Source organism: Campylobacter suis (genome assembly GCF_905120475.1).
Taxonomy (GTDB): Bacteria; Campylobacterota; Campylobacteria; order Campylobacterales; family Campylobacteraceae; genus Campylobacter_A; species Campylobacter_A suis.
The window spans coordinates 78,679-104,489 of sequence record NZ_CAJHOE010000002.1; the positions used below are offsets into that span (position 1 = coordinate 78,679).

General features: G+C 37.6%; 29 protein-coding genes, 1 tRNA gene and 1 other RNA gene. 21 read left to right on the forward strand and 10 right to left on the reverse strand.

The genetic code is table 11. The annotated features are described in order from the left end of the window. Positions 1–19 precede the first annotated feature (19 nt). Complete coding sequence (gene gpmI, locus LQV35_RS05265) at positions 20–1,486, reverse strand: 2,3-bisphosphoglycerate-independent phosphoglycerate mutase (RefSeq protein WP_230056830.1); 1,467 nt, start codon at positions 1,484–1,486, stop codon at positions 20–22. Positions 1,487–1,560: 74 nt separating this feature from the next. On the opposite strand from gpmI, the gene mraY reads away from it, so the two are divergent. The 6 genes from mraY (at position 1,561) to LQV35_RS05295 (ending at position 5,621) form a co-directional block, all read left to right on the forward strand. Next, positions 1,561–2,616 (forward strand): phospho-N-acetylmuramoyl-pentapeptide-transferase, encoded by a 1,056-nt coding sequence (gene mraY, locus LQV35_RS05270; RefSeq protein ID WP_230056831.1) that lies wholly within the window; start codon positions 1,561–1,563, stop codon positions 2,614–2,616. 85 nt (positions 2,617–2,701) lie between these two features. Beyond that, complete coding sequence (locus tag LQV35_RS05275; protein WP_230056832.1) at positions 2,702–3,142, forward strand: nuclear transport factor 2 family protein; 441 nt, start codon at positions 2,702–2,704, stop codon at positions 3,140–3,142. 67 nt (positions 3,143–3,209) lie between these two features. Continuing rightward, a complete protein-coding gene (gene murD / locus LQV35_RS05280) occupies positions 3,210–4,415 on the forward strand; it encodes a UDP-N-acetylmuramoyl-L-alanine--D-glutamate ligase (RefSeq protein WP_230056833.1) in 1,206 nt (401 codons plus the stop codon). Positions 4,416–4,488: 73 nt separating this feature from the next. Continuing rightward, positions 4,489–4,564 (forward strand) — tRNA-Phe (locus LQV35_RS05285). Positions 4,565–4,906: 342 nt separating this feature from the next. Then, positions 4,907–5,383, forward strand: a complete 477-nt coding sequence (locus LQV35_RS05290; RefSeq protein WP_230056834.1) for a phage integrase central domain-containing protein — start codon at positions 4,907–4,909, stop codon at positions 5,381–5,383. A 49-nt stretch (positions 5,384–5,432) separates the two neighbouring features. Beyond that, on the forward strand, positions 5,433–5,621 hold the full coding sequence (locus LQV35_RS05295; protein ID WP_230056835.1) for a hypothetical protein: 189 nt from the start codon (positions 5,433–5,435) through the stop codon (positions 5,619–5,621). Here LQV35_RS05295 and LQV35_RS05300 read toward each other — a convergent pair. The 3 genes from LQV35_RS05300 to LQV35_RS05310 form a co-directional block, all read right to left on the reverse strand. Then, positions 5,607–6,137 (reverse strand): Arm DNA-binding domain-containing protein, encoded by a 531-nt coding sequence (locus LQV35_RS05300; RefSeq protein ID WP_230056836.1) that lies wholly within the window; start codon positions 6,135–6,137, stop codon positions 5,607–5,609. The genes LQV35_RS05295 and LQV35_RS05300 overlap by 15 nt on opposite strands. A gap of 200 nt (positions 6,138–6,337) precedes the next feature. Further along, positions 6,338–6,696: a transfer-messenger RNA gene (ssrA, locus tag LQV35_RS05305) on the reverse strand. Between the two features lie 38 nt (positions 6,697–6,734). After that, the gene (locus tag LQV35_RS05310) at positions 6,735–7,139 is read right to left on the reverse strand and encodes a phosphorelay protein (RefSeq protein WP_230056837.1); all 405 of its coding nucleotides are present in this window, start codon (positions 7,137–7,139) and stop codon (positions 6,735–6,737) included. 79 nt (positions 7,140–7,218) lie between these two features. Here LQV35_RS05310 and ruvB point away from each other — a divergent pair, with 79 nt between their 5' ends. Further along, positions 7,219–8,232, forward strand: coding sequence for a Holliday junction branch migration DNA helicase RuvB (gene ruvB / locus LQV35_RS05315; protein WP_230056838.1), 1,014 nt, complete (start codon positions 7,219–7,221; stop codon positions 8,230–8,232). Positions 8,233–8,261: 29 nt separating this feature from the next. On the opposite strand, the gene LQV35_RS05320 is transcribed toward ruvB, so the two are convergent. Beyond that, on the reverse strand, positions 8,262–8,759 hold the full coding sequence (locus tag LQV35_RS05320; protein ID WP_230056839.1) for a hypothetical protein: 498 nt from the start codon (positions 8,757–8,759) through the stop codon (positions 8,262–8,264). 140 nt (positions 8,760–8,899) lie between these two features. Between LQV35_RS05320 and LQV35_RS05325 the strand changes: the two genes are divergently transcribed. Next, positions 8,900–9,943, forward strand: a complete 1,044-nt coding sequence (locus LQV35_RS05325) for an AI-2E family transporter (protein WP_230056840.1) — start codon at positions 8,900–8,902, stop codon at positions 9,941–9,943. Positions 9,944–10,033: 90 nt separating this feature from the next. After that, positions 10,034–10,651, forward strand: coding sequence for a superoxide dismutase (gene sodB / locus LQV35_RS05330; RefSeq protein WP_230056841.1), 618 nt, complete (start codon positions 10,034–10,036; stop codon positions 10,649–10,651). A gap of 27 nt (positions 10,652–10,678) precedes the next feature. On the opposite strand, the gene LQV35_RS05335 is transcribed toward sodB, so the two are convergent. Genes LQV35_RS05335 through LQV35_RS05355 form a run of 5 tightly spaced genes read right to left on the reverse strand, consistent with a single transcriptional unit; the run spans position 10,679 to position 15,467 of the window. Beyond that, on the reverse strand, positions 10,679–11,728 hold the full coding sequence (locus tag LQV35_RS05335) for a GGDEF domain-containing protein (RefSeq protein ID WP_230056842.1): 1,050 nt from the start codon (positions 11,726–11,728) through the stop codon (positions 10,679–10,681). Next, a complete protein-coding gene (locus LQV35_RS05340) occupies positions 11,725–12,774 on the reverse strand; it encodes a GGDEF domain-containing protein (protein ID WP_230056843.1) in 1,050 nt (349 codons plus the stop codon). Before LQV35_RS05340 ends, LQV35_RS05335 begins: the two co-directional genes overlap by 4 nt. Continuing rightward, positions 12,774–12,923, reverse strand: coding sequence for a hypothetical protein (locus tag LQV35_RS05345; RefSeq protein WP_230056844.1), 150 nt, complete (start codon positions 12,921–12,923; stop codon positions 12,774–12,776). Before LQV35_RS05345 ends, LQV35_RS05340 begins: the two co-directional genes overlap by 1 nt. A gap of 10 nt (positions 12,924–12,933) precedes the next feature. Beyond that, positions 12,934–14,841 carry a mechanosensitive ion channel family protein gene (locus LQV35_RS05350; RefSeq protein WP_230056845.1) on the reverse strand — a complete coding sequence of 636 codons (1,908 nt, stop codon included), beginning with the start codon at positions 14,839–14,841 and terminating at the stop codon, positions 12,934–12,936. Positions 14,842–14,843: 2 nt separating this feature from the next. Next, a complete protein-coding gene (locus LQV35_RS05355) occupies positions 14,844–15,467 on the reverse strand; it encodes a carbonic anhydrase (protein WP_230056846.1) in 624 nt (207 codons plus the stop codon). A gap of 138 nt (positions 15,468–15,605) precedes the next feature. Between LQV35_RS05355 and LQV35_RS05360 the strand changes: the two genes are divergently transcribed. The 12 genes from LQV35_RS05360 (at position 15,606) to ilvD (ending at position 25,780) form a co-directional block, all read left to right on the forward strand. Continuing rightward, positions 15,606–16,310 carry a Bax inhibitor-1/YccA family protein gene (locus LQV35_RS05360; protein WP_230056847.1) on the forward strand — a complete coding sequence of 235 codons (705 nt, stop codon included), beginning with the start codon at positions 15,606–15,608 and terminating at the stop codon, positions 16,308–16,310. After that, complete coding sequence (locus LQV35_RS05365) at positions 16,303–16,686, forward strand: thiamine-phosphate pyrophosphorylase (RefSeq protein ID WP_230056848.1); 384 nt, start codon at positions 16,303–16,305, stop codon at positions 16,684–16,686. The genes LQV35_RS05360 and LQV35_RS05365 overlap by 8 nt, the downstream gene beginning before the upstream one ends. 59 nt (positions 16,687–16,745) lie before the next feature. Beyond that, positions 16,746–17,075, forward strand: coding sequence for a preprotein translocase subunit SecG (secG, locus tag LQV35_RS05370; protein WP_230056849.1), 330 nt, complete (start codon positions 16,746–16,748; stop codon positions 17,073–17,075). Beyond that, positions 17,072–18,043 (forward strand): polysaccharide deacetylase family protein, encoded by a 972-nt coding sequence (locus LQV35_RS05375; protein ID WP_230056850.1) that lies wholly within the window; start codon positions 17,072–17,074, stop codon positions 18,041–18,043. Before secG ends, LQV35_RS05375 begins: the two co-directional genes overlap by 4 nt. Next, positions 18,033–18,590 (forward strand): ribosome recycling factor, encoded by a 558-nt coding sequence (gene frr / locus LQV35_RS05380; protein ID WP_230056851.1) that lies wholly within the window; start codon positions 18,033–18,035, stop codon positions 18,588–18,590. The genes LQV35_RS05375 and frr overlap by 11 nt, the downstream gene beginning before the upstream one ends. A gap of 319 nt (positions 18,591–18,909) precedes the next feature. Continuing rightward, positions 18,910–19,518, forward strand: a complete 609-nt coding sequence (pyrE, locus tag LQV35_RS05385) for an orotate phosphoribosyltransferase (protein WP_230056852.1) — start codon at positions 18,910–18,912, stop codon at positions 19,516–19,518. Positions 19,519–19,815: 297 nt separating this feature from the next. Beyond that, positions 19,816–20,247: an RDD family protein gene (locus tag LQV35_RS05390; protein WP_230056853.1), complete on the forward strand. Its 432-nt coding sequence runs from the start codon at positions 19,816–19,818 to the stop codon at positions 20,245–20,247. Between the two features lie 183 nt (positions 20,248–20,430). Next, a complete protein-coding gene (locus LQV35_RS05395; protein WP_230056854.1) occupies positions 20,431–21,723 on the forward strand; it encodes a Na+/H+ antiporter NhaC family protein in 1,293 nt (430 codons plus the stop codon). A gap of 288 nt (positions 21,724–22,011) precedes the next feature. Beyond that, positions 22,012–22,485, forward strand: a complete 474-nt coding sequence (gene moaC / locus LQV35_RS05400; RefSeq protein ID WP_230056855.1) for a cyclic pyranopterin monophosphate synthase MoaC — start codon at positions 22,012–22,014, stop codon at positions 22,483–22,485. Further along, positions 22,460–22,729, forward strand: a complete 270-nt coding sequence (locus LQV35_RS05405) for an HP0495 family protein (protein WP_230056856.1) — start codon at positions 22,460–22,462, stop codon at positions 22,727–22,729. Before moaC ends, LQV35_RS05405 begins: the two co-directional genes overlap by 26 nt. A gap of 8 nt (positions 22,730–22,737) precedes the next feature. Next, positions 22,738–23,910: a hypothetical protein gene (locus LQV35_RS05410; protein ID WP_230056857.1), complete on the forward strand. Its 1,173-nt coding sequence runs from the start codon at positions 22,738–22,740 to the stop codon at positions 23,908–23,910. Between the two features lie 196 nt (positions 23,911–24,106). Continuing rightward, positions 24,107–25,780 (forward strand): dihydroxy-acid dehydratase, encoded by a 1,674-nt coding sequence (gene ilvD / locus LQV35_RS05415; RefSeq protein WP_230056858.1) that lies wholly within the window; start codon positions 24,107–24,109, stop codon positions 25,778–25,780. Positions 25,781–25,811 lie beyond the last annotated feature (31 nt).

A 25,811-nucleotide genomic window follows, 5' to 3' on the forward strand; every position in this document is an offset into this window, starting at 1 on the left:
CTCCTTTATTAGTTTAGTTTTAAAATATCGCTTCGTTCATCTCGCTTGGTTTTTCAAGTCCCATGCACTTTAGCACGCTTGCTGCGATGTTGCTAAGCCCCATGCCACTTTTTAGCTCACTCACGCCATCAGCCATCACGAAACAATACACATCAAAAGTCGTGTGATTTGTCAGCATTTCACCGCTCTCATCACGCATAGCCTCGCAGTTGCCGTGATCGCTAGTTTGGATATATGCGTAGTTTTTCTCTTTTGCTTTGTTTATGATTTTGCCAAGGCACTCATCAACTGCCTCAACCGCACTAACCGCCGCGTCAAAATCGCCCGTATGCCCTACCATATCGCCGTTTGCAAAATTTACCACGATAAAGTCATATCCCGCCTCCATCGCCTTTAACACAGCCTCGCACACCTCATAAGCACTCATTTGTGGCTTTTCATCGTAGGTTTTTACCTTTGGGCTTGGCACTAGGATATGGGTTTCGTTTAGCTCCGCCTCCTCAACTCCGCCGTTAAAGAAAAATGTCACGTGGGCGTATTTTTCGGTTTCTGCGGTGTGAAACTGCGTTTTACCAGCCTTTGCGATGACATTTGCAAGGGTGTTTTGCAAATTTTCTTTTGGGATTAAAACTGGATAGGTAAATTTCGCGTCATACTCTGTCATAGTGATTAGATTTTTAACTACAAATTTTCGCTCAAACTCGCTAAAACTCTCACCCCCAAACGCACTCACAAGCTCACGCATACGATCATTTCTAAAATTTATAAATATCACGCCATCATCTTTGCCAATGCCCTTAAAATCACCAAAACAAGCAGGCTCTATAAACTCATCAAGCTCATCATTTTCATAGCGTGAGTTTATGTACTCGCTTGGCTTTTTGCTAAGTGGCTCTAACACCCCAAAATACGCGTCATACGCCGCTTTTACTCTCTCAAAGCGATTATCCCTATCCATAGCATAAAAGCGACCGCAAATGGTTGAAATTTTCATCTTTTGCTCGGCTGATTTTACAAACTCAAAGGCTGATTTTGGCGATACATCGCGACCATCTGTGATGATGTGAGCGTGTGCGTCACAGCCATTTTGCAGGGCTAAATCATACATAGCGTGAAAGTGGTCAAGGTGCGAATGCACTCCGCCGTCTGAGTAAAGCCCGATGATGTGAATACTCTTACAAGTTTTAAACATTTTGCATAAATTTTCATCGGTTTTAAAGTCGCCATTTTGAAAAGCTAAGTCAATTTTTACCAAATTTTGATATAAAACTCGCCCACTTCCGATACTCATATGTCCTACTTCTGAGTTGCCCATTTGTCCATCTGGCAAACCCACGGCAAGTCCAGAAGTCTTTATCAAAGTATTTGGCGTGTTTTTAATCAGCCACTCATAAGTTGGCTTTTTAGCTGCGGCAAATGCGTTGAAATTTTCACTTTCGTTGTGTCCTATGCCATCAGTTATCACAAGTATGGTTTTTTGTGCCATTTTTGCTCCAAATTTATCATTTTTTTAGTAGCATTATACTAAAATTAGCCTTTTTAAAAATAAAGGGCAAAAATTTGTTTTCGTATTTTGGGCTTAATCTTTTTCAATACATTACCGTTCGTGCTGGCTTTGCGTTTTTTATTGCGTTTTCACTTACAATTTATCTTATGCCAAAATTTATACGCTGGGCAAAGGCAAAAAACGCCAATCAACCAATCTATGAACTAGCTCCGCAAACTCACCAACAAAAGGGCAAAACACCCACAATGGGTGGCGTTGTATTTGTCATGACAGCCGTGATCTCAAGCATTCTTTGTGCAAAGCTTGATAATGGCTATGTTTTGATAGGAATTTTAACGCTTGTGCTGTTTTGTTTTATCGGGCTTTTGGATGATTACTCAAAGATAGTAGGCAAAAAAAACCACGCAGGACTCAGCCCCAAAGCCAAAATGATACTTCTTAGCCTTTTTTCAGTAGTCGTGTGTGCTTCGCTTTATTTTTTCACTTCACTTGGTGGGGAAATTTTCTTACCGTTTTATAAATTTCCCATTGTAAATTTGGGCTTTTTTGCTATATTTTTTTGGATTTTAGTTATTGTAGCGAGTTCAAATTCTGTAAACTTAACAGACGGACTTGATGGACTTGCTGCTGTTCCAGCGATATTTTCACTCCTTACTTTGGGCGTTTTTGCCTATCTTAGTGGGCACGCAGTTTTTAGCTCCTATCTATTTTTGCCAAAAGTTTTACAGCTTGGTGAAGTGATTATCATCGCCGCGGCACTTGTTGGCTCTTTGATGGGGTTTTTATGGTTTAACTGCTATCCTGCTCAAGTTTTTATGGGAGATAGTGGAAGTCTTAGTATAGGTGCTTTCATAGGGTATATGGGCATTGTTAGTAAAAATGAATTTTTACTCCTACTAGTTGGTTTTGTCTTTGTTGTAGAAACTCTTAGCGTGATACTTCAGACCACAAGCTACAAATACCGAAACAAAAAGCGTATATTTTTAATGGCGCCGATCCATCATCATTTTGAGATGAAAGGCTGGGCGGAAAATAAGATAATCATTCGCTTTTGGATCATCGCACTTTTGGCAAATTTAGTCGCACTCATTGCGTTAAAGCTAAGATAAATATTGACATTGTAAGAAAATTTTACTATACTTTGGTTCGTTGTAATTTTTTATATTACAACCAAAAAATTTTAAAGGACTGAGTATGAAAAAAATTTTCATGAGCATGGTAATGTTGGTGGCACTTTCACCCCTTTTTGCACAACAAAGCTTGCAAGAGCAAAACAAAGCACTCGTGACTGAGTTTTGGAATAAGCTGTTTAACGAGCATAAGCTAGAAATGATAGATAAGCTCATCGTTGATGACTACATCCAGCACAACCCATTTTATAAAGATGGAAAGCAGACTATCAAGGACGGACTAACTGGCTTTTTTAAAGAATTTCCACAAAGTAGCGCCGAGATAAAACGCGTCACAGCAGATGGCGATCTAGTCTATATCCACAACCATATCAAGCTACATAAAGATGATCGCGGACAGGCTGCGATGGATATTTTCCGTGTAAAAGATGGCAAGATAGTAGAGCACTGGGACATCATCCAAGACATACCAGAAAAGAGCGAAAACAACAATACAATGTTTTAAAATTTAAATCCATTTTGTGAATTTTATGTTAAAATCGCAGTTAAAATTTACAAAAAACGGATGAATTATGAAAAAAAGCTTATTTGGCTATGGCGGCACGATAAAAGCCATCGCAAAAAGCGGTGGCTGGGACATTTATGATGATAAATTTAGCGAGATTTCTACCGATGAGTTTGGCAACACACTTTTGCCAGTAAGCGAGTTTAAGGCAGAAAACTCAAAGCTTGAGATTACAACGCCCGGCATCGCACCAAGCCATGAGCTTATCAAAAAAGCTAAAAATTTGATAAGCGAATATGACTATTTTTATGAAAAATACGCTAAAAATTTACCCTTTTGTATCTGGATAAGTGGCACAAATGGTAAGACCACGACTACAAAAATGATGCAGCATCTGCTTGAAAAACAAGGCTCTGCAATGGGTGGAAATGTCGGCACGCCACTAGCCAAGCTTGACCCACAAGCAAAAATTTGGATACTAGAAACTAGCTCATTTACTATGCACTACTCAAACACCGCAAAGCCTGATATTTACGTGCTTTTGCCTATCACGCCAGATCATCTTAGCTGGCATGGCGATTTTAATGAGTATGAAAAAGCAAAGCTAAAGCCACTTGGTATGATGAGCGAAAACGGCGTGGCTATCGTACCAAAAGCATACGAAAAAACGCCTACAAAAGCCTGTGTGATAAGCTATGAAAATGAAGCGGATTTGGCTAAATTTTGTGGTGCAGATGAGAGCGAGATAGCTTTTAAAACGCCGTTTTTAATGGACGCTCTTTTAGCTCTTGCGGTGGAGAAAATTTTACTAGATAAGTGCGATGTTGGCGCTTTACATAGCTTTGTTATCGAGCCAAATAAGCTTGAAGAGTTTAGCGATAAATTTGGGCGAGTTTGGGTAAATGACACGAAGGCTACAAACATCGACGCGAGTATCCAGGCGATAAAAAGATACGCAAATAAAAGCATTCATCTCATCTTGGGTGGCGATGATAAGGGCGTGGATATGAGTCCGGTTTTTGATAGCCTTGAAGGGCTTGATGTGCGAGTGTATGCGATTGGCTCAAATGCTCAAAAACTAGCTACTTTAAGTGAGAAATTTGGCATAAAGTGCGTTAAATGCGATATTTTACAAAATGCCGTAAATGAAATTTCAAAATCGCTTAAAAATGATGAAGTAGCACTTCTTAGCCCGGCCTGTGCAAGTTTGGATCAGTTTAAAAGCTATGCCGAACGAGGTGATAAATTTAAGGAATTTGTGGCACAACTTTGATAAATTTACAAAATATTTTAAATTTAAGCAAAAAATTATATTTACTGTTGTATAATCACACTTCTTTTTAGGTGGTTGGATAGCTCAGTCGGTAGAGCAGCAGACTGAAAATCTGCGTGTCGGCAGTTCGATTCTGCCTCTAACCACCATTTAAGCTTTTTTAAGTTTCAATCCTTTCTTTTTAGTTCTATTAAATACCATTTTTAGGGCTTTTTAGCTTAAAACCTTTCTATTGCGTTTTATTTGAAGTCATTTGTTATATAATGTTTTTAATTCAATTAAGAAGGGTATAACTAGGGGGCTTTTTTAAATTAAGGGGCTTTTCTTTAAAAAATCATCTCAAAACATCGAAACAAAGGGAAGTTATGGCAAACATATCAAAGGCAAATCTGCAAAACAAAGACATTAGAAACCTAAAACCTGCTAATCTTAGAAAGAAAATAGCAATTGGTAACCCAAAATAGTTATATCTTTGGATATATCCTAGCAGTATGAAAACATTTTTTCTAAAACTAGCTGATGAGAAGGTTTATAAGCTTGATGAATTTAGAGATAGCATTTACGGCGTTAGCGAAGCTAGAAAAGATGCTTTAAAAATATTAAAAGAGCTTGCAAGTGGTAAAGATTTAGATACTATCAAGGGTAAAAGCAACAAATATAAATTCAAAAGCTTGTTTCAAACCTATCTTGATGGCAAAATTTCAAAAGGTTTAAACCCTAGTTACACAGACAAAATCAAAGGGCATTTTGCCCATTATATCTTGCCAAAAATAGGCGAAATAGATGCAAAGGACATAAAATATAGCACTTTGCGTGATATATTAGTGCCAATTTTCAATCCAAACAACCCTGCTCAGTCAAGACTTCGCACGATACACGAGATCATCACGCATCTACACGCCATATTTAGCATAGCTATCAAAGATGATTATATAGCAAAAGATCCAAAGTTTTGGCTTATCAGATGAGTTTTTAACAGCTAAAAAGTTTGCACAGAAAAATAACATCAGCACAAATATGCCAGCACTTACTGATGAGCAGACATTAAAAGAATTTCTAAGTGATTTAAAAAATGATGTAAAAATGGACTTTCAAACCAAAAACGCACTGTATCTGCAAATTTTAACATCTAACCGACCAGCAAACACAGCAGCTGCAAAATGGCGAGATATAGATTTAGAAAAAGGTATATTAGTTATACTCTAAATATCTATCTTTTACAGCAATTTGCAAAGCATTTTCAACGTGTTTGATCGATCTATGCAATGTTTCAAGTCTGCTTTTGGTTGGGTTGTCTGGATTAAAGATAGAGTTACAAATTTCATATAGCTCACTGTATTTTATATCCTTGACATCTTTATTGGCAAGCTTTGGCATGAAGTATTTATCATTTGTTCTGCAAGCTCTTTTAACATAGTCTTGTGTATCGCCCTTAGCAAGAAGCTTTAGAGTATAAGCACTGAATAAATTTTTAAAAATATATTTCTCATCCCCTCCTTTAATCTGATCCATATTCTTACCACTTTCAAGCTCTTTTATTAGTTTATTTGCTTCTTTGCGTGCTTCTACTACGCCATATATGCCATCCCTAAACTCTTTTAGCTTTAGGATTTTGTTATAATATTTTATAAAAAAACTCTTTATGCCATTTGGGTTAATATAGATATATAGCTCCTTTGGGTTACCCACGGCTTTTTTATATCGCTTGTCTTTTGATTGCAAAAATGTAAGATCTTTATCTATAAGTGTTTGTGAGGCTATATTTGGAATTTTATCTCCTTAAAATTTAAAAGTGCCCTAATTGATTGTAAACAGTTATGCTACAAAAAGAAGTGAATAGAACTAATAGTAGCATTAAAGCACGATATATAGGCATTTATAGGAAGTAAATGGAATTGAAAGTAACTTAATAATAGCTTAAATGGTGGAGACGAGGGGGATCGAACCCCTGTCCAAAAACAAAACAACCGCAGCCTCTACATGCTTAGCAAAAGTGAAATTTTCATCTAAAAAGGCTCACTTTCCAAAACCAAAATTTAGACTAAGACTAGGCTTCGCTTTAAGGCTCGTCAGACCCCAAAACTACACTATCTAAATAACCTTTGCATCCTCTTAGATAGTATCAAAGGACAAAGGGCTCAACTGAACTTACGCAACTTTAGCGTAAGCAGGAGCGAATTTAACGTTGTTTGCGTTTAAATTTAATTTGGACTTTTTACGCTTTGTCCAAAGCGACATGCCACCACGACCACTCTGCTCCTGTCGAAGCCAAGTCGTCCCCATAAATTAAGAAAGCGTATTTTACAGCGTTTTTAAATTTTAGTCAAGCTTTGTCGGAATATTAATAATCAACGGCTCAAGGATACTAAAAAACCCAGCGTCTTGGTCAAGATCATCTCTGTATTTGTTAAACTGATCACTTACCAAAAGCAACCAATCAACAAATTTCTCATTAGCAGGACCTTTAAGCGTTCTCGCCTCTTCACAAACCTCCTCCGCAAGCGTAGTAAGCTTTAGTATCGGATCAGTGTGCATAAAGCCCGAAGCAGACTTGATATTGTGAAAAATCCTAAAAAGCTCTTTGATGTTTGTGTCGTATTTCTCAGGGCGCCTTAAGTCAATTATGAGCGGCTCCATCACATCGCACATCAGCGAAAAATGCGATAAGAACTCCTCTGCGATATCATAAGAGTACTCGACTTCCAAATTTTTAAATATACCCATAATTGCTTTCCTTAAAATAATGGCTTGTATTGTAGCAAAAATTTGGTAAAATTAAAAGAAAATTTCAAAAGTAGGAAAAATGGATAGGATAGTCGAGATAGAAAAAGTGAGTTTTGAGAGCGAATTTGAGACCTCTTTAAGGCCTGCAAATTTTGATGATTACATCGGTCAAGAAAAGATAAAACAAAACTTAAATGTCTTCATAAAAGCTGCCAAAAAAAGGGGCGAGTGCCTAGATCACGTGCTATTTTACGGGCCTCCCGGACTTGGTAAAACTACACTTGCTCACATCATCTCAAACGAAATGGGCGTAGCTATCAAGATGACTGCCGCTCCGATGATAGAAAAAAGTGGGGATTTGGCTGCGATTTTAACAAATTTACAAGAGGGTGACGTGCTTTTTATAGATGAGATACATAGGCTTAGTCCTGCCATCGAGGAGGTGCTTTATCCTGCGATGGAGGACTTTCGCCTTGACATCATCATAGGCTCAGGCCCAGCCGCGCAAACTATCAAAATAGATCTGCCAAAATTTACCCTCATCGGTGCAACAACTCGTGCTGGCATGATCTCAGCACCGCTTCGCGATCGTTTTGGAATGGACTTTAGACTTCAGTTTTACACGCCATCAGAGCTATCTCGCATAGTAACGATAGCCTCATCTAAGCTTGGCAAAGAGTGCGATAAAAACGCCGCTCTTGAAGTGGCTAGACGCTCTCGTGGCACGCCTAGGATCGCGCTTCGCTTACTAAAACGCATACGCGATTTTGCCGAGATAAATGACGAGAATTTCATCTCACACGAGCGTAGCAAAGAGGCACTTGACGCACTTGGAGTAAATTCGCTTGGATTTGATGAGATGGATATAAAATACCTTGAAATTTTACTCGAAGCCAAACGCCGTCCGCTTGGACTTAGCACAATAGCAGCGGCTATGAGCGAGGATGAGGGGACGATTGAGGATGTGCTAGAACCGTATCTGCTCGCAAATGGCTACATAGAACGAACAGCTCGCGGCAGGATAGCTAGTGTAAAGGCTTATGAGGTGTTTAAGATAAATATAGACGGTGAAAAAACGCTGTTTGATGAGTAAAAACGGGGAGACTCTTCCCCCCCCCTATTTTATTTTATTATTGGTTCGCTAACTCTAAGTTTTGCTTGTTCGCTCTCACTTAAATCGCTTAAAAGTTTAACGGTAATAATCTGTTTATCTGTGCTTACTTGCTCATGTTTTTCTGGTACCAAATTCCACATTGCACCAGTTGCAGGATCCACTATCAAATAGCCAATAAGACCGCCAAATATCAAATTTCCACCAATATACCAACCGCTAACACTTGGCTTTATAGCGAAGCTTACATCCTTAAAGCCAGCCTTGCTAACATTCACCAAATACTCTTTGCCGCTGAAAAATCCGTGCTTTTTCTCTAGTGTAATACTAAATGGTGTATGATTTTGCAAAACTATCGTATCGGCCTTAACATCCTTTACAATCACCTTTGCACTACTTGGCTCAGAAACCAAATTAAAACTCTCTGGATTGTTATTCATAATGCTTGCACAACCACCAAAAAGCAAAACACCGCAGCTAAATACAATCGCTTGAACTAATTTTTTCATTCAATCTCCTTTTAAATAAAATAGTAACCATATTCTACCCCCTCCATTAAAATTTACTTAAAAATAGATAAAATTTTATATATATTTTTAAAATAAAATGTCACAAATTTTTGCTATAATCACACCCAAAAAGGAAAAATATGAATAACTCAAAAATCTTTATCGGTGGCTTTGTTTTTTTTGCCTTAGCTTTGCTACTTTATCTATTTCAGCCATTTTTGTTAAATATCTTTATCGCTGCTCTTTTGGCGGTGGCAACTTCAAACATACATATAAAAATTTTTGAACTAACACACAAAAACCGCACTATCTCAGCCGCCATCACAACATTTGCACTTTTTACGCTTTTTATCGCTCCATTCTTATATGCAGTCATAAGCATTGCAAGCCACGCTGCGAATTTTAATATGCAAAATGTCACCGCAACTATTGATTACATAAAAAACTATGATTTTACGCTACCAAGTTCGCTTGATTTTTTAGCGCCAAATATCAAAAGCCTACTTTCACAAATAGACATCGGTAACATCGCTAAAAACATAGCGCAAAACCTTGCAAATTTAGGCAAAATGAGCGCAAAATTTTTAACTGATATAGTTATCATCTTGATATTTTTCTTCTTTGTCCTACTGTATGGACCAGAGCTTATAAATTTCTTAAAAACAGCCCTGCCGATGGATAACAAAGATAGTGGATTTATCCTTTCAGAGGTAGCAAATGTAATGAGTGTGGTCTTTTACTCAACTATAGCAAATATGATCATACAAGGCATGCTCTTTGCTTTTATCACGATGATATATGGATATGATGGGTTTTTGATGGGGATTTTATTTGCCTTTTGTTCACTGATACCTGTTGTTGGTGGGCTTTTGGCTTGGGCACCTATAAGCCTTTATGAATTTGCTCAAGGCAACACAACAGCTGCGATAGTCATTTGCATCTACACATGTGTTGTTATATCGTTTTTAGCGGATAATTTTGTAAAACCGCTTGTTATAAAATTTATTAACTCAAAGCTTGTGAAGCAAGCTACAAATATAAACGAAATGTTGATCTTTTTTGCGATGATAGCAGGTATTACGACATTTGGCTTTTGGGGGATAATCCTTGGTCCTGCTATCGTGACATTTTTTGTATCGACGATAAAACTTTACATTATCTTACGAAAAAGGCATGTAGTTTAAAATTCTAACTAATAAAAAATATCATCTAATTAACTATTTAGTTATAAATTTGTTATATAATGATAAACACATAATTTTAAAGGAGATAAGATGTTTAAACTAAGAGAACTTCCATTTGACCCAAATACAAACGCCGTAGTAAGCGCACAAACCTGTGAGTACCACCACGGAAAACACCATGCAACTTATGTAAATAACCTAAACAACCTCACAAAAGAGGGAGAGTTTGCAGGCAAGGGCTTGTATGAGATTTTACTAAAGTCAAGTGGCGGACTTTACAACAACGCAGCACAAGTGTATAATCACGACTTTTACTGGGACTGTATCGCTAAAAAAAGCGAGCCGAGCGCTGAGCTAAAAGCTGCATTGGCTGAAAATTTTGCTGACTTTAAAGATGAGTTTATCAAAGCTGCAACTACGCTATTTGGCTCTGGCTGGGCATGGCTAGTTTTTGACACTGCTAGCAAAAAGCTTCGTATCGTTCAAACTTCAAATGCCGTAACTCCAGTAAATGAGAACCTTGTTCCGCTTCTTGTAGTTGATGTTTGGGAGCATGCTTATTATATAGATAACTTTAATGCTCGCCCAAAATACCTTGAAGCTTTCTACGAGAACATAAACTGGGAATTTGTCTCACAAGCTTACGAGTGGGCAAAAAAAGAGGGTATGGGCTCAGTTGAGTTTTATATAAACGAACTTCACAAATAAACCAAATTTAGGGCTTATGCCCTAAATTTACGATGTAACTATGCGGTTTTTACCGCTCTTCTTACCTTTATAAAGTAGATCATCTGCCTTTTTTATCATCTGTTCTATATCGATATCACTTCCTTTAATGTGTGTCACCATGCCGTAAGTTAGTGTTAGCTCTATTTTTTTATCTTCAAAATTTAATGGAGTTTGTGTGATCAAGCTTTTAGCTCTATTCATCGTTTCAAGTGCAATGCTTGGCTCAACATCATAGATAATGATAAGAAATTCCTCTCCGCCCCAGCGACAAACAAAGTCGTTGTGACGAAAAACGCTCTTAAACACGCTTGCTATCCGCACCAAAGCATCATCTCCGGCATTGTGTCCATAAGTATCATTTATCATTTTAAAGTTATCGATATCACCTATAATCACGGCAAAATTTACATCATTGTGTAAATAATCTTGAACAAATATATCAAGCGATTTGCGATTTAAAAGCCCTGTTAGCGGGTCTTTATTTGCTGCATCTTTTATGGCGCTTCTTTGTTTTTTTACATTTAGTAACTCAAATGAATTTGAAACCTCAAGCAAATCAGTCATTAAAACAAAGACAAATGCGACCAAAATGAAGTTATAAGTAAATAAAAAATGCGACCAAAAGCCAGTATCTACACGCTTGTCAAAAAGCATCCAAAATAGCACAACAAACATCGACACAGTAGCCATAAGCGCAAAATATGTAAGCTTACTGTGGCTATTTGTTATTAGTAGTAAATTTACAAGCATAGCAAAAAATAACAGCTCAAAACCAAAGCCATATCCAAGAACTAACATGCAAATAACTGCGTGAAACAAGACTTCAAACTGAAAAATAGTAATGGCTATCTTTAAATTTTGACTATCTTCAAAGACTATCACAACAAGCAAAATATAAGTGATAACTGAAAAGATATTTGTCACCACGAGCTTTTCAGCCCCCATTAATGCAAATATAACCAAATAACCAATATGCATAAAAAGCGCAGCCACAACCAGAAGCTTTAATGTCATATGCATGTTGCCAGCAAATTTCATGTAAAGATATTTTATCATTTTACTATCTCCATCTCTACACGATCCTTGCCAGCCTTTTTGCCATTATAAAGCAGTGCATCTGCCCTTTGAACCACTATGTTAAACTCATCTGTTATGCCCCTAAGATAAACAACCATACCAAAAGTCATGGTCGCTGGCACACCGCTTGGAAGCATAATGGAGTTTATATTTTTTAATAGCCTTTCTGATAGTGCACCTATAAAATCCACCTTAACTTCTGGCAAAATAATCAAAAATTCTTCCCCACCCCAGCGACAAACTATGTCATCTTTTCTAAAAGTACCCTTAAGGGCATCGGCTACATTTTTAAGGATCTTATCGCCCCATATGTGCCCATAAATGTCATTTATCATCTTGAAATTATCAATATCACCGAGCAAGACTACTGAGTTTGTATTTTTTGCATGTTTTAGTTTTTTTTCAAAAATTTCTTCTATGCTTCGCCTATTTAAAAGCCCAGTAAGGTGGTCATACATCGAGCTTTTTACGATCTCATCTTTTTCATCTTGTATCTTTTTAAACCTATCTTGGATTAAAGAATTTACAAACAAAATTACACGAAATACCATAAAAAATGCAGTGACATAGCAAATTCCATGTGAAAGCTTGATAAGCCAGTTATCTCGCGGTAAAGTACCCTCTTGAAAGAAAAAATACAACACTAAAACTATGGCAATCTCAATAAATATCAAAATATAAGATATTAGCTTATTACCGATAGTACAACTAATAAAAATAAGCGCCATAACAAGCACATAAAAACCACTATCAAAGCCTAATATAATAGTCGCCATGACACTTACACTAGTAATGCTAATATGCATCCAAAGCGAGATGAGATCTTGATTTTTTACATTATTTTTGACATAAGCAGTGCCTACAAATAGTGCCATAACTACACCGGCACAAGCGTAAGTCTTAGCGATAACAAAAAGCGACAAGCTCACTGCATGAAAGACAAAAAGAATCCCTAGGACAAAGTCGTAAAGATTAGTAAGAGACTTTATCTTTTCATCAGTGATCTCGATTTGAAATTTAGTCATTAATACCCATCATAACTATCTTCATCACTATCGCCGTCATCGTACTCATAGTCGTTTTCATCGTAGTTATAGTTATAGCCATTAGACCTATCGTCCTCATCATCTATAAACTCTTCATCAAGTTCAAAGTCATCATCATAACCACTCATATTTTTCTCCTTAGATTAGATCTTTTTCTTTTTTTGTTTCTGGTAAAATTTTACTCTCATCACCACTTTCAACATAAAGGCTTTGACTAGGAAACGCGAAATTTAGATTATTTGCCTTAATTATGTGCATTATTTTTAATATAACATCTTGCTTTACATCTAAAAATTCGCCCCAAACCGTTGTCTTTGAAAAGCAGTATATCAAAATATCAATTGAACTATCATTTAACTTGTCAAGCTTGACAAAAAGGTTGCTCTTGTAGCCAGCAAGATCGTCTATACTTACAATACTTTGTCTAAATTTATATCTTGCGTTTTCGCTTCTAAAGCTACCGCCATTTTCTGGCTTTGATATGCCGGGATGCTCTAAAAGCATGGTTTCAATATCATTTATACACTTTACGATTTGCTCTGGTGTTGAGTTGTATGTAACTCCAACTATCATTTTTATCTGTCTGCCTACCCTACGCCTTGACCAGTTTACTATGGCTTCACTTGCTAGTTTTGAATTTGGAACAAATATAAGCGAGTTATCAAAGCTTCTTATAGATGTATTTCTAAGTCCTATCTCAACTATCGTTCCTTCTATTTTGCCACATACTATCCAATCTCCTTGAGAAAAAGAGTTGTCAAAAAGCAACATAACTGAAGCGAAAAAATTTGCGATAATATCCTTTGCCGCAAATGCAACAGCCAAACCACCTATACCAAGCGAAGCTATGATGGCTGAGATATCAAAGCCCATATGAGAAAGCACAGCAAGGATCGCTATAACGATCACAATGAAATAAATGATCTTTAGTATTAAATTTACAACCTCTTTGCGCCCCGTTTTTTTCGTAAGCTCACTAATTAGCAAAAGCCCATATCCATTTAGGATAGTTAGAACCAGCCACGCAAAAAGCAGCGTGTAGATGATTATAAATATATTTGTTATGTTTATAGGGATTGGAGCTGGATGATAGATAATGCTAGCACAGACATTTAGCGCATAAGCTATAAGTAGCGATGAGATAGGTCTTTTGATGATATTTACTATCTGATCTTTCATGTCTTCAGCATGGACATTTTTAGAAAAGAGCGAAAGTGCTAGTTTGTAGGTTAAAAGTGCTAAAATTCTAGTCAAAGAGACAAAAAATATGAGCACAAAAATGATGATAGCAAGCTTTCCTGCACTCACGCCAAATAAACTAAACTCTGTCTTTTCATCAATGTAGTCAATGGCAACTTGCAAATTTAGTCCAGAAAGCAGTTTGCTTGAGGATAAAAGCTCTGCATTATCTTTTAGATAGTTTAAAATTTCCTCATATGTCTGGCGCAACATATCAAGCTCACTGAGCTTCTCATCAAATTTCCCAGCCTCTACGCCATCTTTTAAAGCCCTTGTGCGAGCGTAAGATCCCGCACTAAGCTCGATAAGAGCCTCAGATATAGCAAACTTTACATCTTTTGCACTTATGCCTCTTTTAAAACCATCTTGAACCTTAAGTATAGCACTAACAAATGTCTCGTTAATTAAAATTTTCTCTAAAGCAATAGCGGAGTCAGTGTAGGCATGCTTGTTTCCTGATTTTTCATAGCGAGTAACTGATTTTTGAAGTTGCTCTTTTTGCTTATAAAATTTCTGCCTATCTCCATCTTTTATCTTTATCTTTGTTATAGCAGCTGGTATAACCTCAAGTAGTTTTTGTTTTTGAGTGTTTAAAAGTGCTATATTTTCGCCAGCTTTTGTATTGTTTGCATCGTCTTGAGTGGATAGAATTTTAAGCTGTGAATTTAGCGTTTGTATAGCATCTATGATATTTAAGATCTCTAGCTCTTTACTTTTATTTCCTTCATTTGATGGCTCATTTTGGGTGTTTGCATATAAATTTAAAGCTATGAAAAAAACTAAAAATGTAGTAAAAATTTTTCTCATATTCACTCCGAACCCAAAAGCTTAAAGCTCTCAGTTTTTAGATCATAGCTAAAAATCTCGCCCGTTTGTATGATATAATGCCACCCATAAAGCTCTATCTCGCCTCGTTCATAACGCTCGCTCACGCCTGGGTAGGTTAGTAAATTTTCAAGAGAATTTATCACATTTAGTCGCTCGGTCAGCCACGCAACTTTGGCTGGATCTTTAGAAAATTTTAAAACCTCATTTTTTATAGGCTCCATTAGCTTCACCCATCGCCTAACATTTGGTGCGTTTTTTAGCTTTTTTTCATCTGCATAAAGTGCTGCACATCCACCGCAATTACTGTGCCCACAAACAATAACTGTCTTTACGCCAATAACATTTAACGCATACTCGATAGCTGATGTTGTTGCTAAAAACTCATCACTAACTCTGTACGGTGGAACAATATTTGCGATATTTCTTACTGTAAAAAGTTCTCCAGGTAAAGTATTTGTGATCAAATTTGGCACCACACGAGAGTCTGCACACGATACAAAAAGCACGCTTGGCTCTTGGTTATTTTCTAAGCTTTCAAAAAGCTCTTTATGCTCTAAAAAGCCATTTTCCATAAAATCTATCGCACCATGAAAAAATAAACTCATCTACCCTCCAAATTTAAAACCATAATATTATAACAAAATTTTATTTATTAAGAATAGTTTTGGTCTTTTTAAGCAAATTTTCATCTCACATTTACCTTTTTTTCGTTAAATTTGCAAGAAAATTAAAAAGGAGAAAAAATGAGTTTATACAATAGAAATTATAGCTCACAACAAGAAAGCGTTGAACAAAGCTATCAGCAAAGTTCTCTTAGTGCGTTTATAAAGCAAACTTATCAGCTTTTTGCAGCTTCACTAGTTGCTGCGAGCGCGGGTGCGTATATAGGGATTTACTCACTATCTGGCTTCTTTGCACAAAATAAATTTATGTTTTGGGGTCTTGTAATAGTTGAGCTTGCACTACTTTTTGGACTTATGGCGGCTAAGCGTAAAGCTGGGCTAAATTTAGTGCTTTTGTTTGCTTTTACATTTATTAGTGGTCTTACATTAACTCCACTTCTTTCTGCGATATTATCTATGCCAAGTGGTGCAAGCATTGTAGCTCAAGCATTTACACTAACAGCAGTGGCATTTGGCGGACTTAGCATTTTTGCTATGAATACAAAACGCGACTTTACTACAATGGGTAAAATGCTTTTTATCGCTCTTATCGTTGTTATCGTAGCTAGCATTATAAATATCTTTATGCACAGCCCAATTATGCAACTTGTTATCTCAAGCGTAGCAGCGATACTTTTTAGTGCATATATCCTTTATGATACACAAAATATCATTCGTGGAAACTACGAAACTCCAGTTGAAGGTGCAGTAGCTTTATACCTTGACTTTGTAAACCTTTTCACTTCACTGCTTCAAATTTTAGGCATTTTTGGTAGAGATGAGTGAAAATGAGCGCGTCTATAGAGTAATAGACGCGAACTTAAACCGTTTAAAAGAGGGGCTTAGAGTCGTTGAAGACATTAAAAGATATGGCTTTAATGACAAAGCCCTTGCCATAAAAATAAAAAATTTACGCCACAAAGCAAAGATACCACAAGATGAGTTTATAAAATTTCGTAACGCTAGTGAAGATGTGCTAAAACAAAGCACGCAAAGCGAGATGAGGCGTCAGAATTTAAGTGAAATTTTAACAGCAAATTTTAAAAGATCACAAGAGAGTGCCAGAGTTTTAGAAGAGTGTTTTAAGCTTATAAATACTGAATTCTCAGCACTTTTTAAAGAAATTCGCTACGAACTTTACGAGATAGAAAAGCAAATTTAACCAAATTTTAGCACTTTTTTTGTATAATCACGACCGATTAAAATTTTAAAGGAATTTTCGTGAGTTTATTATTTTTAATTTTGCAGTTTGTCCTAGCCATAATCATCACTATCACAGTCTTGCTTCAAAAAAGCTCAAGCATTGGTCTTGGAGCATACAGCGGGAGCAACGAAAGCCTATTTGGTGCAAAAGGTCCAGCTGGTTTTTTAGCAAAATTTACATTTTTTGTAGGAGTTTTATTTATCCTAAATACCGTTGCACTCGGATATTTCTACAATAAAGATATGAAAAAGTCGCTAGTTGATAGCATAAATATAGAAAGCATAGTCCCACAAGGCGCGCAAACTCCTTCGGCGCCAGCAGCGCCAGCAGCTCCTCAGAGCAAATGAAACGACTTTTAGTACTATTTTTTCTGGGTTTTACATATTTATTTGGTGATGCGCACATCTTTGTGTATCACCGTTTTAACGAGCCAAATCATGCGAGTGCAAACATTTCTACTGAAATTTTACGCAAGCAGTTTGACTACATAAAAGAGAATGGATATGAAGTTGTTGCACTATCTAAGTTAGTAAAAACTCTACAAAATAAAGAAACTGTGCCAGAAAACTGGGTGGTTTTAGTTATAGATGATGGCTTTAAAAGCTTTTATACAGATGGACTAGAGGTGTTTAGAGAGTATGGTTTTGATTTTACACTTTTTGTCTATGTTGAAGCAAGCGCTAGAAAATACAGCGACTATATGACATTTGATCAGATAAAAGAGGTTGAAAGTCTTGGCGGTGAAGTTGAGTATCACTCATACGCTCATCCGCATATGGTTGGCTTAAATGTAGAAAAACTTACTCAAGACTTTGCTGATGGTGTAAAAATTTTTGAAAAATACATGGGCAGAAAACCAAAGTATCTAGCCTATCCCTACGGCGAATACGATGATAGGGTTATCGCTACAGCCAAGAAATTTGGCTTTGAAGCGCTGCTAAATCAAAATACGGGCGCGGTTTCTACTAAAAGCAGTGTATTTGACCTAAATAGAACACCTTTAAAAAATGACACAGACATGCGCGTAGCTTTTGCTGATGAGTACCTTGATGCAACATGGTTTTTCCCAAAAAGCTATCCTAAGAACAATGTCATTGACGAGTTAAGTATACAAATTCACGATGACATAAACACAACCAAAGGAAAATTCTTTGTTTCTGGCATGAAAAGCTACATGCCTGTAACTATAAAGGATAACACATTTTATTATAAATTTAAAAATCCACTTGATAAGTATAAAGTCAGGATCTCCCTAAAAGTTGGCAAAAAAGTAAGCACAAAAATTCTAGTAAAGGATATAAATAATGTTGAATGAAATTTACACAAAACAAAAAGAGCATAGCGAAAAGTGTTTGGAGGGTTTAAAACGCGACTTTACAACACTTCGCACAGGCAAAGTAAATATAAATATCGTTGATAATGTCTATGTTGATTATTATGGTTCGCAAACTCCGCTAAATCAAGTAGCAACGGTTATTGCCACAGACGCTTCAACTATCACTATCACTCCATGGGAAAAACCCATGATAAAGGTCATCAGCTCAGCTATCCAAGCTGCAAACATAGGGGTCAATCCGAACTCAGACGGCGAAGCTGTAAAGCTATTTTTTCCGCCGATGACGATAGAGCAGCGCCAAGAAAACGCTAAACACGCAAAGGCTTTTGGTGAAAAGGCAAAGGTCAGCATTCGCAATATCCGAAAAGACGCAAACGATGAGATCAAAAAACTCGAAAAAGACAAGGCTATAAGCGAAGATGAGAGCAAAAAAGGTCAAGATGAAGTACAAAAGATCACCGACACCTACACCTCTAAAATCGATACAATCGTAAAAGAAAAAGAGGCAGAGCTTTTAAAAGTATAACCATTTAATATATCCGATTTTAAGATAGCCTAGCCAAGATTTTTCTTGGCTAGGTTTTTATAATTTGCTTGTTTTTATATTTTAAACCACACAAAAAACAAAACCTTACTTTTGTTGTTATCTTAATCTTATCAATTTTTTTAAAAACAATATCAAATATATTATAATGTTTTTATATTATTCTAAAAATGAAATTTTTACTCTTTTTACAGCGTTTAAAGGCGACTATATAAGTAAAATCAAAGCCACAACACGAATATTGCTAACTGGCGATTAAGCCCAAATTCGCTAAAATTGCATAAATTTTAAGGGGGCATAGATGAATATAGAGCAGATTTACAGGGACGCTGGGGCGTATTTACAGGGACATTTTTTGCTTAGCAGTGGCAAGCATTCGCAGTTTTATTTGCAAAGTGCAAAGGTTTTGGAAAACCCAGAGCTTGCGGGGCGTTTGGCCGATGAGCTCTCAAGCGTGATAGCAAGGAGTGGCGTGGAGTATGATAGCGTCTGCTCGCCTGCACTTGGGGGAGTTTTGGCGGGGTATGAACTGGCTCGTGCGGCTAAAAAACGCTTCATTTTTACTGAGCGAGTTGAGAGGGTGATGAGCCTTAGGCGTGATTTTGAAGTAAGAGAAGGTGAGCGTTTTATCATCTGTGAGGACATCATCACGACTGGTGGCTCAGCACTTGAGAGTGCGAAGATCATCGAGGAGCTTGGCGGGATGGTCGCGGGCTTTGCAGCACTGGCAAATCGTGGCTTTTGCTCACTTTCAAATATCCCAAGTGATAGAAAAGCCGAGTGCAAACTGCCGTTTGACAAGCCACTTTTTGCGTTAGGAAATTTTGAGTTTGAGATTTATGAGCCAGAGTCCTGTCCGCTTTGCAAAAACGGAAGCGTGGCTGTAAAGCCCGGAAGTCGTGGAAATTAGACTTATATTTAGCTTTTTAACAAAAAAGGCTGAATTTTAGCTTGTGCGGTAAAAAGCGGTTAGTTTTTAAAACGCACAACAAATTTGGCATAAAATTTATATCCGTAAAAAGTATGTTATTGGCAATATAAGCTGGATGGTAAATTTAAGCCAAACTTTAACTTGATAAAAAATTTGAGCTAAAATTTTAAAAGGTAAAAAAGAGATTTTTAAAGCATATTTTTGGCTAAATTTTATGATAAAACTAGAAAAAGCACGGCAAATTTGGCACGATTAAATTTATAAAAAAGGCAAAAAATGATTGAAAAAGCACAAAAGCAAAAGGCTATCATCGCCCCTATAACAAGCCGTATAAAGGCATTTGTGATAGATATGTTTATCATTATGATGCCGATTTTATACATCGCAACCTATGTCGTTCTTGATGGCAAGGACGAGTTTTTGCATTCACAGCTTACCATCGGGGTTTGTCAAGCGCTTTTTGGCGTGATTTGTGCGTTATTTTTTACGCTCAAGGCTCAAACACCGGGCTATAAAGCACAGCAAATTTATCTCATAAATCTAAAAACTGGACGCAAAATTTCACTCATTCACGCCATTTTTCGCTACATCTGCTTTGTTTTGGCAGGCTTTAGTGTGGTAGGATTACTGATATGCTTTTTTCGTAAAGACAGGCTAAATTTGCATGACATTTTAACCAGCACCTCAGCAGTTTATAAAAAGGTGTAAATTTTACTCATTTTTGATGAGTGTAAATTTTGGTTTTTGCCCCAAAACGATAATTGATAAAAATAAAATCAAAAAACATTTCAAAACGCAACACTTACTACACTTAATTTAAAAAATATTTATAAAACAAACTTTATCAAAGTTTTTTTGTGTATAATCTCAAAAAAACCAAAAGGATAATCAATGCTAACAAACCCCGTTGTAATCAGCATCCTAGTTATGACCGTGCTTTGTTTGCTTCGTTTTAACATCCTCCTTGCCATCCTCATCTCAGCGCTCACCGCTGGGCTAGTGAGTGGCGCGAGTATGATAGACACGACAAACACCCTCATAACCGGCATGAAAGGCAACCTCGAAACCGCCCTTAGCTACATCTTGCTAGGTGCGCTAGCCTCGGCGATCGCAAGGACAAATTTGACCGCTATTTTGATCCGAGCTATAAGCAATGTCATGAGCAAAAAGGCAACCTATCTAGTGCTAAGTATCGCTGCCATCGCGTGCTTGTCACAGAATTTAATCCCCGTTCACATCGCCTTCATCCCCGTTCTCATCCCGCCACTTTTGCCACTGTTTAACAAGCTAAAACTCGACCGCCGAGCAGTCGCGTGCGCGCTGACATTTGGACTTAAAGCGCCTTATGTCTCGCTTGGCGTGGGCTTTGGTCTTATCTTTCATACGATTTTGATGCGCGAGCTTGGAAACAACGGTGTCACGGTGAGCGTAAGCGATGTGGCAAGCGTGATGTGGATAGGTGGTGCGTCTATGCTTGCTGGTCTTATGCTAGCTATCATCTTTTACAGCAAAAAGCGTGAGTATATTGGCAGTGATAGTGAGATAGTGAGTGATAGTCTAAATGCTAGCATGAGTGCGAAAGAGTGGGCTGTGCTAGCTGGTGCAGTGGTGGCATTTGGTGTTCAAATTTACACCTCATCTATGCCACTTGGTGCACTTTGCGGACTTGTTACAATGATAGTCTTTAAAGGCATTGAGTATAACAAAGTAGATGAGATCATGAGCTCAGGGCTTGCGATGATGGCATTTATCGCGTTTATCATGCTTGTGGCGGCTGGCTTTGGCGCGGTGCTAAGAGAGAGTGGTGGCATAGACGAACTAGTGAGCTTTGCAAGTGCGCTAAGCGGTGGCAAACTTGGCGGAATTTTACTAATGTTACTCATCGGACTACTCATCACGATGGGTATCGGCTCTAGTTTTGGCACGATACCAGTCATCGCCTCTATCTATGTGCCATTTAGCCTAGCTCTTGGGCTTAGCACGCCTGCTATCATACTACTTATAGGCGTAGCGGCAGCACTTGGGGACGCTGGAAGTCCAGCAAGTGATAGCACCCTTGGCCCAACATCTGGACTAAATGCCGATGGCAACCACAGCCACATTTACGACACTTGCGTGCCGACATTTGTATTTTTTAACATTCCACTGATGATTGGTGCTACTATAGGAGCTATGATACTGTAAAAATATATGAACTTAAAGTAAGCCTCTTTGGGGGAAAGAGGCTTATTACAAAAAGGAGGTTTTTCTTGTTGGACACTGAAATTATACAATCTTGCAGTAAATTTTGTTTTAATAAATAATAACATACAAAAATTATTCGATTTTTGTATTTTGAGTCGATTTAATCGGCTTAGAAAAATTTTTTGCAAATCTCTCTCATTTAATAATTTAAAATAATATTAATCTTTGCCGACAAGAAAAATTTAACTTATTTTGTTATAATCTTAAAAAATTTGATTAAGGTAAAAAATGCTAACACACATAGATGAAAAAAATTGTCCAAAAATGGTTGATGTAAGCCCAAAAGATGACACTTTACGAGTAGCAACCGCAAGTGGTATTATCACAATGAGCAAAGAGGCATTTGAGGCGGTAAAAAATAGCACTAGTAAAAAAGGCCCAGTCCTACAAACTGCCGTAGTAGCTGCCATTATGGGGGCAAAAAAGACGAGCAAGCTAATACCGATGTGCCATCCTTTAAATATATTAGGTGTTGACTGCGACATCCAAGAGCAGCCAGAAAATTTTGCTTTTAAGCTTTTTGTAAGTGTGAAAATAAAAGGCAAAACTGGCGTTGAAATGGAAGCGCTTACTGGCGTTAGTGTGGGGCTTTTGACGATTTATGACATGATAAAAGCGATAGATAAAAGCATGGAAATTTCAAACATTGTCTTAGAGACAAAAAGTGGAGGCAAAAGTGGCGAGTATATGCGATCTAAATAACCAAAAAGCACACATAGACTACCCAGTAATGTGGGAATACAAAGTCATAGTCGAAGCACATGTAGATATAAATGCGTTGGTTAGTGGATTAATAGATGACAGCAGGCAACACAAAATCGAGTTTTCAAATTTTAGTAAAGACAAAAAATATGCAAGCCATAGCGTTGTCGTACATGTATTTAATGAGCGTGAAAGATTGGAGCTGTTTTCAGCATTAAAAAAGAGTGCAAAATTTGTATTGTGAGGTAAAAAATGGAACTTAAAAAACGCGTAAACGAACTTTTTGGTGGTCTTGAAACATTAAAAGATGATGAGTTAAAATCTGCCATAAATACAAAGATGTTAGAGCTTTTTGCCGAGCTTAAAGCAGAAAATTTGGATAAAATGCAAGATTTACAAGATGCGATGAGCGAGATAAATGCAAGGCTGATTAGCCAAAAAGAGAGTGAGCTTTTTTCACTTATCGCACAAGCTGATGAGATGTTAAAAAAGATTGCCAACAAACGCACAGAGATAAAGCAGACTTTAAAAGCTTCATTTGAGGCAGCAGAAGAGTTGGTAAACGCAAACGATATTGAGCGAAAAGATGAAATTTTACTTTTACTCAATAGTGCGATAATGCGTGAAACAAGGATGTTTGGGATACTTAATGAAAGCGTGCAAAGTGCTTTTTTAACCACTATAGAAAGCGGTGGCGACATAAAAGAGACGGCTATGCAAATCGCAAAGAATATAAGCTATAACGCAATAAATGAAGGAGAGCTAAGCAGTGGGCGCATAATTGAGATAGCAAAAGCTATCGTGTCTGGTGCGATTGAAGTTGCAAATGAGAGTAAAATTTTTGCAAAAGAGCTAGTTTGTGGCGCTATCGAGGGTACAAGAGAGGGAATTTTGCGTACACTTGAAAATCTTAAAAGTAATGCAAAATTTACCCCAACCGAGGCAGGTCTTGCTAAGATCGTTAGAGATCTTAGGGATATTGAAGATAAATTTATACAGATGATAAAAGATGTTGGCGCGCAGACAAATGACCCTAGCAGAAGCGCTATCGAGCACTTACTTGATGAGAGTTTAGACTCAAATGTCGCAAAACTAAGACGTATAAGCGAACAAGCAGCCGAAGAGCTAGTGCAAAAGCTTGAAGATATTAAAGAAAATGCGACTGTGAATGAATTTTTAAGTAGCACTAGCGAAAAATTTGAGAAGTTAAAAAATGAGCTAAACGAGCGAACAAAAAATATAAATTTAGATGAAAAGATAGAAGGTTTTGAGAAAAAGGCTAGCGAAAAGCTTGATGAGATGAAACAGCTTGACATTAAGCAAGAAGCCAAGAAGATAGGCGACAGAGCTTACAGTGTAGCAAGAGATTTTTTAAACAAAATTCGAAAAAACGATCAAAATAACAAGGATAATAAAAACGCTTAACAAAAGCTGGCTTTGTGAAAAATAGTAACAAAAATAAAGATTTTTTGTTTTTTATATTTTGAGCAAAGCCTTGATTTTGTATTATTGGCTACTATTTGAAACAAATTTTGTATAAAAATTTAAAAATATTTATTTTGTTGTTTCAAATTCTCACAAAACTTCGCTAAAATACACAAAATTTAATAAGGAAACAACTATGAGAAGTGATCTAATCAAAAATGGCTACACTCGTGCCCCGCACCGCTCACTACTTCGGGCAACTGGGCTAAAAGATGATGATTTTAACAAGCCATTTATCGGCGTGGCAAATAGCTTTATAGAGATAATCCCGGGACATTTTTTCTTAAATAAATATTCTGAAATTTTAAAAGATGAGATACGAAAAAATGGCTGTGTGCCATTTGAGTTTAACTGTATCGGTGTAGATGATGGTATCGCGATGGGTCATAGTGGCATGCTTTACTCTTTGCCAAGTCGCGAGATCATCGCAAATTCGATAGAAACGGTGATGAACGCACACCAGCTTGATGCGCTTGTTTGCATGCCAAACTGCGATAAGATCGTGCCTGGCATGGTTATGGGTGCGCTTAGAGTAAATGTACCGACAGTTTTTGTTAGTGGCGGTCCGATGAAAAAGGGCTATACGAAAAAGGGCGAGCCGATAGATTTGGCTACTGCGTTTGAGGCGGTGGGTAAATTTGAAACAAATGAGATTACAGCTGAAGAGCTAAAAGATATAGAGTGTAACGCCTGTCCAAGTGGCGGTTCTTGCTCTGGTATGTTTACTGCAAACTCGATGAATACGCTATGTGAAGCCATGGGTATAGCACTAAGTGGCAATGGAACGATACTAGCGCTTACGCCTGAGCGTGAAGAGCTTGTGCGCCGCGCAGGCAGAAGAATTTGTGAGATAGCGCTTGATGAGCGATTTAAAATCAAAAATATCCTAAATGAAAAAGCCGTTCGAAACGCACTTGTGGTCGATATGGCGATGGGCGGAAGCTCAAATACCGTGCTTCATATGCTTGCCATCGCAAGAGAGGCTGGAGTGAACTTGCAAATTTCAGAGCTTAATAAGATCAGCCAAAACATAGCTCACATAGCTAAAATCAGCCCATCTTTGCCAAATGTCCATATGGAAGATATCGGCAGGGCTGGCGGTATGAATGCCGTGATAAAAGAGATTTCACGCAGAGATAATGGAATGCTGGCACTTGATAACCTAACCGTTAGCGGCGAAAGTCTGGGCGAGCGCGTAGGAGCAAGCGATATAAAAGATGAACAAGTTATCCATAAGATAGAAAACGCCTACTCAAAAGTCGGCGGGCTTGCCATACTGTTTGGCAACTTAGCCGAACAAGGTTGCGTTATAAAGACTGCTGGTATCGTTGGTGAGCGTAAATTTAGGGGCAAGGCAGTTTGTTTTAATAGCCAAGATGAAGCCATAGCTGGAATTTCAAGCGGGAAGGTCGGCAAAGGCGATGTTGTAGTCATCCGCTATGAAGGCCCACGCGGAGGCCCTGGCATGCAAGAGATGTTAAGCCCTACTTCACTCATAATGGGAAGAGGCTTGGGTGCTGATGTGGCGCTTATCACAGATGGGCGTTTTAGCGGTGCGACACGCGGACTTAGTATCGGTCATGTAAGTCCAGAAGCTGCTGAGGGCGGCATGATAGGGTTGTTGCGTGATGGCGATATAATCGAAATAGATGTCGATGAATACTCCATAAATGTGCTATTAAATGAGAGCGAAATAGCTTCTAGAAAGGCTGAGTTTAAACCGATAGATAAGAACTTAAGCTCAAAATGGCTACGCCAGTATCAAAAGCTAGTTACAAATGCTAGCAATGGAGCTATCTTAGAGGCATAGATGAAATTTGAGCTAATTTTAGCTCAAATTT